Raw genomic sequence first — 12046 nt, 5'->3', positions numbered from 1 at the left:
CGCACTCCGCGTCTCCGCGCGCCCCTTTCTATGCGCCGCCCGCATAATACCGCCCGAAGCGGTTGGCGAGGAAGTCGGCGAGGCTCGCCTCTTCCTGGCGCACGAAACCCCTCTGCGGGAGCTTGCCGCCCACCAGCATGTCGCACATCGCGCAGATGCCCGCCGCGGTCGTGATCTGGATCGCGCTCATCAGCCGGCCGCCGACCTTTTGCGCGTAGATCTTCCTGGCGTAGCTCTCCTGCGTCAGGCGGCCCTCGCGCAGGCCCGACACCGTGACGAAGATCAGCACCACGTCCTGATAGGTGATCGGGATCGCGGTCTCCAGCACGTCCTTGAGCACATCGCGGCGCAGGCCGAGGCGCAGATCGCGCACCAGCATCTTCACGATGTCGCGGTGGCCGGGATAGCGCACGGTCTTGTAGTTCAGGTTCTCCACCTTGCCGTCGAGCGTGTCGCACAGCGTGCCCAGGCCGCCCGAGGTGTTGAACGCCTCGTATTCGGTGCCGTCGAGCGCGAATTCCTCCAGCTCTTCGAGCGCCGGGACTTCGCCGCGCCGGCCGTCGCGGATCGATTCGCAGGGATTGCAGTATTCGTTGATCAGCCCGTCGGTCGACCAGGTGAGATTGTATTTCAGCGCGTTGGTCGGAAACTCCGGCAGCGCGCCGACGCGCATCTGCACCTCGCGCAGGCTGTCGAACTTCTTGGCGAGGTCGGCGGCGACGACGGAGATGAAGCCGGGGGCGAGGCCGCATTGCGGAATGAAGGCGGTGTCGGCGCCTTTCGCCAGGCGCTTGATGGTGCGGGTCGACTCGACGTCCTCGGTCAGGTCGAGATAGTGCGCGCCGGCCGTCTTGGCGGCCTCGGCGACGATGGCGGTCAGATGATAGGGCGTGGCCGAGAGCACCACGTCATGGCCCTTGACCTCCCGCGCGAAGGACGCGGCGTCGGCGATCTCGACGACGCGGGTCGTCACGTTCGTCTTGGGCATGCGCGCCAGCGAGGCGGCGTCGCGGTCGGCGACCGTCACGCGATAATCGCCCGTTTCGGACAGCAGCGCGGCGATCGCGATTCCGATCTTGCCGCCACCGACCAGCATGACGTTTTTCATACGCACCTCCAAAGCCGTCATCGCCCGCGCATGCGGGCGATCCAATTGGCAGCAAAAATGGATCGCCCGGACGAGCCGGGCGATGACGAAGTGTGAAGGATGAGAACGACGTTTCGCAGACGGCAATGCGCCGAGGCTTGCATTTCCTTCCGGCGAATCGCAGGGTTCTCCGGCAATTCGCCGGATTTCACCCATGCGCGATTCCGACGCCAGGCTCGTCGCTTTGCTGCGCGCCAATGCGCGCGAGCCGACCGCCTCGCTGGCGCGCAAGCTGGGGCTGGCGCGCTCCACCGTGCAGGAGCGCATCGCGCGGCTGGAGCGCGAGGGCACCATCAAGGGCTATACCGTGCGCCTCTCCGACGCGGCGGACGCGGCCAAGCTGCGCGCCGTGGTGATGATCGCGAGCGATCCCAAGCGCGCCGACCGGGTGGCGGCGGAGCTGAAGAAGATGCCGGAGGTCCGCTCGCTGGCGGCGGTGGCGGGCAGCTTCGATTTGATCGCGATCGCCGAGACCGAGACGCCGGCGCGGATCGACGCCCTGCTCGACCGCATCGGCCGCACCGCCGGCGTGGCGCGCACCGTGTCGTCGATCGTGCTGAGCGAGAAGTTCAGCCGGTGACGACCCACTCCTTGAGGGAGGGTAACTCTACTGCTGGCCCGGCGCCGGTTGTTCCAGCACCAGGAGCTTGATGTCGGCCTTCGGCGCGAAATCCGTCAGCGTCGATTCGAACCGGGTCGCGCCGGTCTTGACGAGGCTGCCGGACCAGCACAGCGACAGGATGTTCGAGGGCTTCAGCTTGTCGAGCGTCAGGTGGAAGCGGCCGATCGGCCCCTTCCAATTGTTGGCGGTCTTGATGACGAATTGCGTCGTATACTGGTTGAACATGCCGTCATTGCCGCCCGCCTTCTTCAGCGCGGCGAAGCCGGCGGCGATCGCCGCCCGCGTGCCGGTGTCGATGCAGTAGTCCTTCGTGTAGCCGGCGTACTCGTCCTTGTCGCTCAGCGCATTGGTGGTGAAGAAGGTCTGGCCGGTCACCGGCTGGTAGGTGTGGTCGACCGCGACCGTGCCGTGGGCCGGGAAATGCATCTTCCACCAATATTTCGTCGTCGTCGTCCATTTGGCGTGGGTGTAGGTGTCGTCGCCCTCGAGCAGGCCCTGTTTGATCAGGCTGGCGCGCGCGGCCTTGGACAGCTTCTGCAGCTTGTCGTAGCCGCCGCCGATCACGATATCGAGCGGCGCGCCGGCGGCCAGTACCTGGGCCGTCACGTCCCGCCCGTTCTGGATGGCGCGCACCTCCGCCGTCGCGTTCACCGGCTTGCCGTCGACCAGAAGCTTGAAGCCGACGAAATTCGGCGTCGTGTCGAGCGTGGTGCCGATGGGGGATTCCGAATATTCGTAATTGTCGATGTCGGGCAGCGGGAAGGCGACGATGGTGTCGATGTCCTGGGCGCCGTCATTGGCGAAGACGTAGTGCACTTTCACCGCCTGGGGACTGAGGAACAGATCCTCGCTCGCCATGCGGATGTCGGCGCTTTTGGTCAGCACGATGCCGCCGGCGCCGAGCATCGCCGAACTGTCGTCGGCCAGCGCGGCGGGAGCGAGAGCGAGCGAAGCCAAAGCGGCGCATGTGCCGATCCTACGCATCATCGGAATTTCCCCCCTCGAAGATCGATTCGACGCCAGTGTCCTTAACCTGAAATTCGCGGCACTCAGTGTCATCCGCCGCGAATGCGGCGGACCCAGTTGAAATCCGCACCACCGCGGCAGATTTCACCTGGGTGGCCCGCATTCGCGGGCCATGACACCCAATTTATTTTGAATTCAGCAAACTTCTGGTTCGGGACATTAGCACGGGCCAGGACCGTCGGCGCAACGTCCGATTCACGCGGAGCCGCGGAGATTTGTTCTCCGCGTCTCCGCGTGACCCATCAAAACTCAAGAATATTTGCGCGGGCTCCACCACGGGTAATAGGACGGCATGTCCTTGGAGACGATGTCGGGGAATTTCGCCGGGCGCTTCTCCAGGAAGGCGACCACGCCTTCCTTCACGTCGCCCGAGGCGCCGCGCGAGTAGATGCCGCGGCTGTCGACCTTATGCGCCTCCATCGGGTGATCCATGCCGAGCCCGCGCCACATCATCTGGCGGATCAGCGCGACGGAGACCGGCGCGGTGTTGTCGGCGATCTCGCGCGCGATGGCCCTGGCGCGGGGCAGGAGCTGGTCCGGCGGCACGACCTCGCTGACGAGCCCGCCCTTCAGCGCCTCGGCCGCGTCGAACACCTTGCCGGAGAAGCACCAGGCGAGCGCCTGGGCGATGCCGACGATGCGCGGCAGGAAGAAGCTCGACGCCGCTTCCGGCACGATGCCGCGGCGGGAGAACACGAAGCCGAAGCGCGCGGTCTCGGATGCGATGCGGATGTCCATCGGAAGCAGCATGGTGACGCCGATGCCGACGGCCGGGCCGTTCACCGCCGCGATGACGGGCTTGAGGCTTTCGAAGATCTCCAGCGTCACGCGGCCGCCGCCGTCGCGCACCCGCTCGTCGGACCAGTTGAAGTCTTTGGCGTCGGGCGCGCCGGCGTTACGCTCCGGCCGGTCGGCGCGCTTGGTGGCGTCGAAGGTGGCCGCTCCGGCCGAAAGATCGGCGCCGGCGCAGAAAGCGCGGCCGGCGCCGGTGACGATGATGCAGCGGACCTCGTCGTCCGCATTGGCGGCGCGGAATGCGTCGATCAGCTCGTTCATCATCGTGGCGGTGAAGGCGTTGAGCTTCTCCGGCCGGTTGAGCGTGATGGTGAGGATGTTCTCGGAAATGTCGGTGAGGATTTCCTTGTAGGCCATGGCGCGTTCCTTTTGCTTCTGGCGCGAGCATAGCCGACGCGGCGGTTGCCGCATGGGCAAGATTGTGCTACATATGTGCTACATTGGAGAGCAAGGATGCGGAAGGTCAATCTCAGGGAGGCGAACCAGCGTTTCTCGCAGCTCGTGCGCGAGGTGCAGGAGACCGGCGAGCCCGTCTCGGTCTACCGGCATGGCGAACTGGCCGTCGAGATCCATCCCGCCGAGAAGAAGAGCGCCGTGCGCGTGCTTACGCCCGAACAGGAGGCCGCGCTGAAGGAGATGTTCGAGATCGCAAAGCGTGCGCGTCCGTCGAAGGGCCGTAAGCTTACACGCGACGAGATGCATGAGCGCTAGGCGCTTTTCGCTCGACTCCAATTTGCTGGTCTACTTTCATGATCCGCGCGATCCGCGGAAACAGGCCGTTGCGCAACGGATCGTGGTTGACGCCGCTTCGCGCGACTGCATGCTTGGCCTGCAAGCGATGGGCGAGTTTTTCACGGCGGCGACGCGCAAGAAGATATTGATGCACGCGGACGCCGGTCGCGCGGCGCTGACCTATCTTTCGACATTCGCGACGTTCGCCGCGACGGAAGACGCCCACCGCATCGCCGCCCGCGAAGCGATGGCGGGCCGCTTTTCCTATTGGGACGCGGTTCTGCTCGCCTCCGCCGCCGAAGCGGGATGCGCCACGCTTCTCAGCGAAGACATGAAGGACGGCGCCAAGCTCGGCGCCATCACCGTGCGCCATCCGTTCGGGCCGGCCGGCCTGAGCGCGGCGGCCACCGCCGCGCTCGCGCCGTAGCCTATTCCGCCGCGACCTGGTGCGCGTGCACCGGCTTGGCGAGCTGGCCCTTCGAAATGGCGTCGTCGATCGTGGAGATCGCGCGCTTCAGTTCGGTCAGCGAATCCTCGATGTCGACCTTCTGGCGCTCCAGCTTGTGGAGCTGCTCCTCGAACTTCTTGCGCGCGTGCAGCGTCTGCGTCACGCCGCCATCGTGGTGCGTGTCGTAGAGATCGAGGATCTCGCGGATCTCGTTCAGCGAGAAGCCGACGCGCCGTCCCCGAAGGATCAGGATGATGCGCACGCGGTCGCGGCTGCCATAGATCCGGGTCTGGCCGCGCCGCTCCGGCGCGATCAGGCCCTCGTCCTCATAGAAGCGCAGCGTGCGCGCGGTGACGTCGAATTCCTTGGTGAGTTGGCGAATGCTGTAGGTGCGGTTTACGTGGTTCATGGTCTCCCTTTCGGGTCGCTCGGCTTGGCGCCTTGTCGCCCGATCTCCCTGACAATTTCTCAGTTCGCGGATAGTGGAACGGCGCTTACGTCAACGTCAAGCGCTTCGCGAATATTTCATGTGCCGTTTCGGACCGGGATTGCCATTTTATTTCAAAGGCGTACCCGGATTGGGGGTCAGGACGACCTCGCCAGCACCGCGCGCACCCGCTCGGCCAGCTCCGTCTCGTCCAGCGCCGCTTCGAGCTTGCCGATGTCGTCGAGCAGGCGCGGCGCGGCGCCGGCCACGAGCTGGCTGGTGGCCGCGCCTATTGCCGCCCACAAAGGTTCGAGCCGCGCCACCGCGCGCTTACCGTTCGGCGACAGCTCCAGAAGCTGGCGGCGGCCGTCGGCGGGATCGGCCTTGGCGCGCACCAGCCCGGCGGCGACCAATTCGCCGCGCAACTGGCTGACGGCGGCATGGGTGATGCCGAGCAGCGCCGCCAGCTCGCCGACCGTGAGACCCTGCTTCTCGCGCAGCGCGCCGACCACGGCGAACCAGCGCGGCTGGAAGGCGGAATCGTGCTCGCGATAGACCGCCAGCACCTGGCGGTCGAGGCGGTCGGACAGGCGCCGCAGCCGCGTGCCGAACGCGGCGGTACCCTTCTGGCGGACATAGTCGGTCATGGGTAAGGACTTACAGGACGCATGGCGGGCGCGAAAGCCGGCTACGCGCAGATGCCCTTGTCGCGCAGATTGCCGGAAATCTGCGGCAGGCGCTGCGCCGCGAAGCCGCAGAGCGGCGCGCCCAGCGCCCGGGCTTCGTCGGGGCGGTTCTCATAGGCGACGGTCAGCGCGAGGAGGACGGTGACGGTCTTGGCGAAATCCGGATCGAGGCCGGCCACGTCCTTGCTCGCCAGCGCCTGGTGGAACTGCTCTTCGGCGTCGGCGAGATCGTGGTCGTCGCGCAGGAAGGCGTAGCCGCGCAGCAGATGGGCACGCGGGTCGTGCGGATAGCGCGCCAGCAAATCGCGGGCACCGTCGGATGTCACCGTGGCGATTTCCGGGACCTGCTCCTCGGGCATCAGCGTCGAGGGCGCCCCGGCGGCGACCGCCGCGGTCACGGCGCTGTGCGGGATAAGCAGCAGGGCCAGCAGCCCGCCGGCCAGCACCGCGCCGCCGACCGTGGCGGCGGCGCCGCCAAGCTCCGGCCGCTCCGCGCCGCGCGGCCAGGCCATGTGCATCAGCACGCCCATGGCGAGGCCAGCCAATACGCCGCCCAGATGACCTGCGTAATCGACATGCGAATTGGCGGCGAGCGGAATGAGCGCCGGCAGCATCAGCCTGAGCGCCCAAGTCTGCATCTTGCGGCCCTTCGGCCCCGCCTTGGCGCTGGAGCCGCAGAAGAAGGCACCGGCAAGCACGCCCATGATCGCGCCGGAGGCGCCGACCGCCGGAAGGTTCGCCGCGTTGAGCGCGATCGAACACAGCGAGCCACCGATGGCGCCCACGGCATACATCGCGGCGAACCAGCGCGGGCCGATCAGGGGCTCCAGCATGAAACCGATCAGGCCCAGCACGACGCCGTTGGAGAGCAGGTGGCCGAGATTGGCGTGCAGCAGCGGCGCGGTGAGGATGCGCCACCAGCCGCCGTCCAGAACGAGCGCGCGGTCGACCGCGCCGAAGCCGATCAGCGCGCCGACACTGGGCGACATCCCGCGATGCAGGACGGGCGCGGCATGCACCTCCCACATGAAAACCAGGGTGAGCAGAACCAGCAGGCCGATCGTGACCGCGGGAAAGCGGATCGTGGGCGCTTCCACGCGGGGCAGCGTCACGGCGGCCGGCGCCGCGACGACGGGCGCGCGCGCCGGCGCCATCGCTGTCATGCGAGGGATCGCCGTCTGCACCGAACGCTTGCCGAATGTCGCCGCCATCGCGGATTCCTGCCCAGGCGGCGAAGGTTACGGCAGCTTCATTCACGGACCATGAAGGAAGAGGGTGAATGCGCGTAAAGCATGCGGTGGGCAGCAAACCAACTTCTGTCATCCAGGTCGAGCGCAGCGAGAACCGGGACCCATCGAGACGCTGGGCCATGAGTCCCGGCTCAGCGCGATGCTCACGCATCGCTTGGCCGGGATGACAGCCAGCATTTCAATTCCCGCGTTCGACTTACTCCGCCGCGGCGCGGACCGCGTGGTCTTCCTTGTCGAGGTTCTCGGCCGCGAAATTCCAGTCGATCAGCTTCGCCAGCACAGCCTCCAGATATTTCGGCCGCTCGTTCTGATAGTCGAGATAATAGGCGTGTTCCCACACATCCAGCGTCAGGAGGCAGTTGACGTCCTTGGCCATCGGAGAGGCCGCATTGGCGGTCTTCTCGACCGCGAGCTTGCCGCCCTTCGACACCAGCCAGACCCAGCCGGAGCCGAACTGCTCCTTGCCGCCGGTCGCGAGCTTCTCCACCAGCGCGTCGGCCGAGCCGAAATCGCGCTCCACCGCCTGGGCCAGCTTGCCGGTCAGCTTGCCGGGCTTGGGCGACAGCGAACGCCAGTAGAAATCGTGGTTCCACACCTGACCGGCATTGTTGAAGACCTTCTTCTCGTTGGAACCGTCGGCCGCGCCGGCCGTCGCCTGCACGACGCGCTCCAGCGGCAGATCGGCATATTGCGTGCCGGCGACCAGCTTGTTGAGGGTCTCGACATAGGTGTTGTGGTGCTTGTGATAGTGAAACCCGATCGTGCGGGCGGAGATCACGGGTTCGAGCGCGGCTTCGCCCCACGGCAGCGGCGCGAGCGAGAAGGGTCCGGTCATGGCAGGCCTCTTTGATTGACGACAACTCGATTGACGACAGCGGCCGCGCGGATGCGATATCCGCTGCGGCGCCTTGCAAGATAAGACGCGACGGCGCGGTCCGTTCCGTGCCTTACCGAATTCTTCACCAAGCCGCGACAGTCGTGGAAACTTCGTGATGTTCGTGGCCGCGATTGTCACTCGACTTACACGGCCGCGCGATAGAGAACCGGTGCGCCAGCGGGGTGCTTCGTTGGAGGATTGAACATGCCGGCCTATGAAATCTGCTATCTCGAGGAAGACGGTTCGCTCGCCTGTGCCTTCTCGGTCCAGTTCGAGAGCGAGATGCGCGCCAAGATCCTGGCGCATGCGATGAAGCCCGCCCAGTGCCACACGCTGGAAGTCTGGAACGGCAAGGAGCTGGTCTATCGCCGGCCCGAGATCGGGATGGAAGCGCGGCCGCTGGCGGCGCGGCTGCTCGCCGACCGGCAACCGGTCATCGCCTGACGGCGGGCCCCGGCAGCGCGGACCGGTGCCGAGAGAGGTGCCGGCGCGCGCGGCCTATTTCTCGAACAGCCGCGGCAGATCGCGCGCGCCGTGGACGATGCGGGCGACTTCGATGCCGCCAGCGACGATGCGAAACAAGATCAGATAGTTTCCGAGCGCCGCCGAACGCAATCCCGGCGACAGGTCGTCTCGCATGCGATAGATGCGCGGGTTGAGGGCAATTCGGGTGGCCTTTTCCCGAAGTTTCGTCACGAACGCTTCCGCGTTGCGCTCGCTGTCGAGCGCGATATATCCGCCGATCTCGACAAGCTCGAACTCGGCCGCCGGCGCATAGATGACCTTCGTCATTTGCGCTTCTTGGAGCGCGCCACCTCTCGAATGCGCGCGCGCATCTCGGCGTAGACTTTCTCCGCCGGGATCCCCTCGCCGCGATCCAGCGAAGCGATCCCCTCCTGCACCATGCGGCGCAGATCATCGATGTTGTCGACATAGGGATAGTTCGGCGGGAAGGGATGCTTCTTCGGTCCCTTCCACTCGCGCACCGCTTCACGCACGACTTCGCTGGCCGAGGCGTACTGCCCCGAATCCACCGCATAGCGGATGTCGTCGAGCATTTCCTGCGGCAGCGCGATGGAGATTTTCCGGACCTTGGCCATGACACACCCGGTAGGAAGAGTTGCTACTTTATCCTACCGGCGCGCGCCCTTCAATCGCGCGGCACGGGGATGGATTGGCCGTCGGGGCTGAGCGTGTCGTAGCCCGTGATCCGGCCGCCGTCGCGGCGGAAGCGCACCCGGACCTCGGCGGTGCTGGCCATAGCGAAAAGGTCATCCGCGAGCGGGGTCAGCGCCGTCGCCTCGCGGCCCTCGCGCTGGTACATCAGGACGCCGTCGGCGAGCCAGATTTTCCTCGTCCCATATTTGCCCGCATAGGCGGCGAGGACGGCGGGGTCCGGCCGCACCGGATGCAGCGCGGCGTTGGCGGCGACGAGCGCCCAGTCATAGTCCTCGCGGCGCGCGGTGTCGGTCGTCTTGGCGCGCAGAGCCGTCAGCGCCACGATTTCGGCCTGCGCCAGCGCCTGCCCGGGCGCGGCGGCGATGTCCGGCGCCAGGCCGGTGCCCTCCCAATTTCCGTGCATGACGGGATGCTCGGGCCGCCCGATCGAGATGCTCTGCACGAAGAAGGGCGCGACCGGAAATACATGATCGTTGTTCGCGGCGCCCGCCGTGTTCGAGCCCACCAGCGTGCCGAACTTGAAATAGCGGACATGGGCGGTGAATTCCTCCGCCGCCGATCCGGTGCGCCCGCTGATCAGGACGTAGAGCGGAATGCCGGTGAGCCGCGGCCCGTCGAGCTTGTCGATCACCCGCGTCGCATAGTCCTTGCCTTCGAAGGTGTCGTGGAAGTTCATCAGCACGCGGCCGTCGGGCGCCAGGAAATAGCTCGCCAGCGCCTGCACCGCCTCGCCCGCGCCGCCGCCATTGCCCGCGATGTCGAGGATGATGGCGTCGCCGCCATGCAGGAAGCGCGCGACGTCGGCGATCACCTTGCTGGTGGCCTCGCCGCTCCATTCGAAACCGGCGAGCCGGACATAGCGGATATTGCCCGGCAGGATGCGCATCTCCTCATAGCCCTGGTTGTCGCGCGCCGACGCCGCGTCGGACAGCGGATCGCTGTCATTGGCGTCGCGCGGCAACAGCGCGGCCTGGTAGGCGGCCGGGTCGTAGTCGAACCACATGTGCCGGTCCTGCGCGATCGCGACCATGTCGTCGCTCAGGATCTGCGCGAATTGCGCCGGGTTGGCGATGGTGTAGCGGCCGGCGGCCTCGCGCCGGCGCAGCTCGGCGACGATGCCGTCGCGCTTTTCCGGGATCACGTAATGGGCGGACACCAGGCGTGCGACCGCGTCGATCACCGCGTGGTCCTGGGCCGGCGTCAGGGCGGCCGGCGCGGCGGCCCGCGCGCAACCGCAAAACAACAGCGCGGCCCCGACGGCCATCCGTCTGGCGAGATTGGCCATGCGAGTTCCTTCCTTCGATCTTAGACAAGGGCAATTCCGCGCCTCAGGCGTGCGAAATCCACCGTTATGTAAGTGCTTACAGAATTACACACCATTGGGCAAGCGGCGCGAAGCATGGAACTATTGCATCGACGCGATGGTCAGGCCGCGATCAGCTTTTCCCGCGTCGCCCAATCGAGCGTTTTGGCGAGGGCACGCTCCAGACGGTCGAACAGCTCGCCGATCTCGGCCTCGGTGATCACCAGCGGCGGGCAGAGCGCGACACGGTCGCCCAGCAGCGGGCGCACGATCAAGCCCTCGTCCTGCGCGAAGTTGCCGAGCGTCGCGCCGGCCTGTTTCGCCGGTTCGAAATTCCGCTTCGTCGCCTTGTCGGCGACGAGTTCGATGGCGCCGATCAGGCCGACGCCGACCGCCTCGCCGACCAGCGGATGTTCGCCGAGCGCGCGCAGCCGCTTCTGGAACAGCGGCGCCACATGGCGGACATGGCCGACCAGATCGCGGCGCTGATAGATCTCGATGGTCTTGAGTGCCACCGCGGCGGAGACGGGATGGCCGCTGTACGTAAAGCCGTGTCCAAACGTGCCGATCCGGCCCGATTCCTGCTCCACGATTTCCGACAGCTCCGGCGACAACAGCACCGCGCTGATCGGCAGATAGGCGCTCGACAGCGCCTTGGCGATCGACATGCTCTCCGGCTCGAAGCCGTAGGTCGCCGAGCCAAACCAGTTGCCGGTGCGGCCGAAGCCGGTGATGACCTCGTCGGCGATCAGCGGGATGCCGTGCTTCTCCAGCACGCGCACCACCTGGTCGAAATAGCCCTCCGGCGGCACGATCACGCCGCCCGCGCCCATCACCGGCTCGGCGATCATCGCGGCGATGGTGTCGGCGCCTTCTTTCTCGATCAGCGCATCCAGGTTCGCGCCCATGCGGGCGGAGAACTGCATCTCCGTCTCGCCCGGCTCGGCAGCGCGGTAATAGTGTGGGCATTCGGCGAAGCGCGCGAAGTCGAACGGCAGGTCGAAGCTGCGGTGATTGTTGGCGAGGCCGGTGAGCGAGGCGCTCGCCAGCGTCACGCCGTGATAGGCCTTGGTGCGGGAAAGAATTTTCTTCTTCTTCGTCTCGCCGCGCGCGTTCGCGGCATACCAGTAGAGCTTGACCTGGGTGTCGTTGGCCTCGGACCCCGAATTGGCGAAGAACACCTTGCCGACCGGAAACGGCGCGACCTCCTTCAGCTTCTCGGCCAGCGCGATCGCCGGCTCGTGGCTCTTGCCGCCGAACAGATGGCCGAAGGACAGCTTCTTCATCTGCTCCGCCGCGGTCTCGGCCAACTCGTTGTCGCCCCAGCCGAGCGCGGTGCACCACAGCCCCGCCATCGCCTCGATATAGTCCTTGCCGCTCTCGTCATAGACGCGCACGCCTTGGCCGCGCTCGATGATCATCGGACCGGTCTCGCGGAATTTCACGAGATTGGTGTAGGGGTGCAGGACGCTCTCGACGTCGCGCATCTGGGCATTGGAAAGGGGCATGGCGGACTCCGGACGAAGACGGGCGTCTTCTATACCAGAGGCGGCC

15 protein-coding genes are annotated in these 12046 nt (G+C 66.4%); 4 read left to right on the top strand and 11 right to left on the bottom strand.

The features are described 5' to 3' along the window. Positions 1–28: 28 nt before the first annotated feature. Positions 29–1108, bottom strand: a complete 1080-nt coding sequence (locus WDM86_12675) for a saccharopine dehydrogenase family protein (protein MEI9990886.1) — start codon at positions 1106–1108, stop codon at positions 29–31. Positions 1109–1301: 193 nt separating this feature from the next. On the opposite strand from WDM86_12675, the gene WDM86_12670 reads away from it, so the two are divergent. Further along, positions 1302–1727, top strand: a complete 426-nt coding sequence (locus WDM86_12670; protein ID MEI9990885.1) for an Lrp/AsnC family transcriptional regulator — start codon at positions 1302–1304, stop codon at positions 1725–1727. 27 nt (positions 1728–1754) lie between these two features. Here WDM86_12670 and WDM86_12665 read toward each other — a convergent pair whose 3' ends face one another. Beyond that, on the bottom strand, positions 1755–2756 hold the full coding sequence (locus WDM86_12665; protein MEI9990884.1) for a DUF4424 family protein: 1002 nt from the start codon (positions 2754–2756) through the stop codon (positions 1755–1757). A 288-nt stretch (positions 2757–3044) separates the two neighbouring features. Further along, positions 3045–3947, bottom strand: coding sequence for a crotonase/enoyl-CoA hydratase family protein (locus WDM86_12660; protein ID MEI9990883.1), 903 nt, complete (start codon positions 3945–3947; stop codon positions 3045–3047). Positions 3948–4043: 96 nt separating this feature from the next. On the opposite strand from WDM86_12660, the gene WDM86_12655 reads away from it, so the two are divergent. Beyond that, positions 4044–4301, top strand: a complete 258-nt coding sequence (locus WDM86_12655; protein MEI9990882.1) for a type II toxin-antitoxin system prevent-host-death family antitoxin — start codon at positions 4044–4046, stop codon at positions 4299–4301. Further along, positions 4291–4749, top strand: a complete 459-nt coding sequence (locus WDM86_12650) for a PIN domain-containing protein (GenBank protein MEI9990881.1) — start codon at positions 4291–4293, stop codon at positions 4747–4749. Before WDM86_12655 ends, WDM86_12650 begins: the two co-directional genes overlap by 11 nt. Before the next feature lies 1 nt (position 4750). Here the strand turns inward: WDM86_12650 and WDM86_12645 are convergent, their stop codons facing one another. The 4 genes from WDM86_12645 to WDM86_12630 all read right to left on the bottom strand — a co-directional run bounded on the left by WDM86_12645 (position 4751) and on the right by WDM86_12630 (position 7968). After that, on the bottom strand, positions 4751–5179 hold the full coding sequence (locus WDM86_12645; GenBank protein ID MEI9990880.1) for a MerR family DNA-binding transcriptional regulator: 429 nt from the start codon (positions 5177–5179) through the stop codon (positions 4751–4753). A 176-nt stretch (positions 5180–5355) separates the two neighbouring features. Next, positions 5356–5844, bottom strand: coding sequence for a MarR family transcriptional regulator (locus tag WDM86_12640; protein ID MEI9990879.1), 489 nt, complete (start codon positions 5842–5844; stop codon positions 5356–5358). 41 nt (positions 5845–5885) lie between these two features. Beyond that, entirely contained in the window at positions 5886–7094 is a 1209-nt protein-coding gene (locus WDM86_12635) for a rhomboid family intramembrane serine protease (GenBank protein ID MEI9990878.1), read from the bottom strand. A 235-nt stretch (positions 7095–7329) separates the two neighbouring features. Further along, a complete protein-coding gene (locus WDM86_12630; GenBank protein ID MEI9990877.1) occupies positions 7330–7968 on the bottom strand; it encodes a superoxide dismutase in 639 nt (212 codons plus the stop codon). Positions 7969–8214: 246 nt separating this feature from the next. Here WDM86_12630 and WDM86_12625 point away from each other — a divergent pair, with 246 nt between their 5' ends. Next, complete coding sequence (locus tag WDM86_12625; GenBank protein MEI9990876.1) at positions 8215–8454, top strand: hypothetical protein; 240 nt, start codon at positions 8215–8217, stop codon at positions 8452–8454. Between the two features lie 54 nt (positions 8455–8508). Here WDM86_12625 and WDM86_12620 read toward each other — a convergent pair whose 3' ends face one another. The 4 genes from WDM86_12620 to WDM86_12605 form a co-directional block, all read right to left on the bottom strand. After that, positions 8509–8802 carry a type II toxin-antitoxin system RelE/ParE family toxin gene (locus WDM86_12620; protein ID MEI9990875.1) on the bottom strand — a complete coding sequence of 98 codons (294 nt, stop codon included), beginning with the start codon at positions 8800–8802 and terminating at the stop codon, positions 8509–8511. Beyond that, complete coding sequence (locus WDM86_12615; protein MEI9990874.1) at positions 8799–9110, bottom strand: type II toxin-antitoxin system ParD family antitoxin; 312 nt, start codon at positions 9108–9110, stop codon at positions 8799–8801. The genes WDM86_12620 and WDM86_12615 overlap by 4 nt, the downstream gene beginning before the upstream one ends. Before the next feature lie 50 nt (positions 9111–9160). Beyond that, the gene (locus WDM86_12610) at positions 9161–10474 is read right to left on the bottom strand and encodes a S41 family peptidase (protein MEI9990873.1); all 1314 of its coding nucleotides are present in this window, start codon (positions 10472–10474) and stop codon (positions 9161–9163) included. 140 nt (positions 10475–10614) lie between these two features. After that, on the bottom strand, positions 10615–12000 hold the full coding sequence (locus WDM86_12605) for an aminotransferase (GenBank protein ID MEI9990872.1): 1386 nt from the start codon (positions 11998–12000) through the stop codon (positions 10615–10617). Between the last annotated feature and the right edge of the window lie 46 nt (positions 12001–12046).

The sequence above is a fragment of the Rhizomicrobium sp. genome, from assembly GCA_037200045.1.
In the GTDB taxonomy this organism is placed as follows: domain Bacteria; phylum Pseudomonadota; class Alphaproteobacteria; order Micropepsales; family Micropepsaceae; genus Rhizomicrobium.
The sequence above is the reverse complement of the archived record's forward strand: the minus strand, read 5'-3'. Positions and strand labels throughout refer to the sequence as shown.

Bases quoted from the DNA above. Each gene is read 5' to 3' on its own strand.
- WDM86_12605 (MEI9990872.1), bottom strand. From the start codon at position 12,000: ATGCCCCTTTCCAATGCCCAGATGCGCGACGTCGAGAGCGTCCTGCAC.
- WDM86_12665 (MEI9990884.1), bottom strand. From the start codon at position 2,756: ATGATGCGTAGGATCGGCACATGCGCCGCTTTGGCTTCGCTCGCTCTC.
- WDM86_12645 (MEI9990880.1), bottom strand. From the start codon at position 5,179: ATGAACCACGTAAACCGCACCTACAGCATTCGCCAACTCACCAAGGAA.
- WDM86_12670 (MEI9990885.1), top strand. From the start codon at position 1,302: ATGCGCGATTCCGACGCCAGGCTCGTCGCTTTGCTGCGCGCCAATGCG.
- WDM86_12625 (MEI9990876.1), top strand. From the start codon at position 8,215: ATGCCGGCCTATGAAATCTGCTATCTCGAGGAAGACGGTTCGCTCGCC.
- WDM86_12615 (MEI9990874.1), bottom strand. From the start codon at position 9,110: ATGGCCAAGGTCCGGAAAATCTCCATCGCGCTGCCGCAGGAAATGCTC.
- WDM86_12635 (MEI9990878.1), bottom strand. From the start codon at position 7,094: ATGGCGGCGACATTCGGCAAGCGTTCGGTGCAGACGGCGATCCCTCGC.
- WDM86_12630 (MEI9990877.1), bottom strand. From the start codon at position 7,968: ATGACCGGACCCTTCTCGCTCGCGCCGCTGCCGTGGGGCGAAGCCGCG.
- WDM86_12660 (MEI9990883.1), bottom strand. From the start codon at position 3,947: ATGGCCTACAAGGAAATCCTCACCGACATTTCCGAGAACATCCTCACC.
- WDM86_12655 (MEI9990882.1), top strand. From the start codon at position 4,044: ATGCGGAAGGTCAATCTCAGGGAGGCGAACCAGCGTTTCTCGCAGCTC.
- WDM86_12610 (MEI9990873.1), bottom strand. From the start codon at position 10,474: ATGGCCAATCTCGCCAGACGGATGGCCGTCGGGGCCGCGCTGTTGTTT.
- WDM86_12640 (MEI9990879.1), bottom strand. From the start codon at position 5,844: ATGACCGACTATGTCCGCCAGAAGGGTACCGCCGCGTTCGGCACGCGG.
- WDM86_12675 (MEI9990886.1), bottom strand. From the start codon at position 1,108: ATGAAAAACGTCATGCTGGTCGGTGGCGGCAAGATCGGAATCGCGATC.
- WDM86_12650 (MEI9990881.1), top strand. From the start codon at position 4,291: ATGAGCGCTAGGCGCTTTTCGCTCGACTCCAATTTGCTGGTCTACTTT.
- WDM86_12620 (MEI9990875.1), bottom strand. From the start codon at position 8,802: ATGACGAAGGTCATCTATGCGCCGGCGGCCGAGTTCGAGCTTGTCGAG.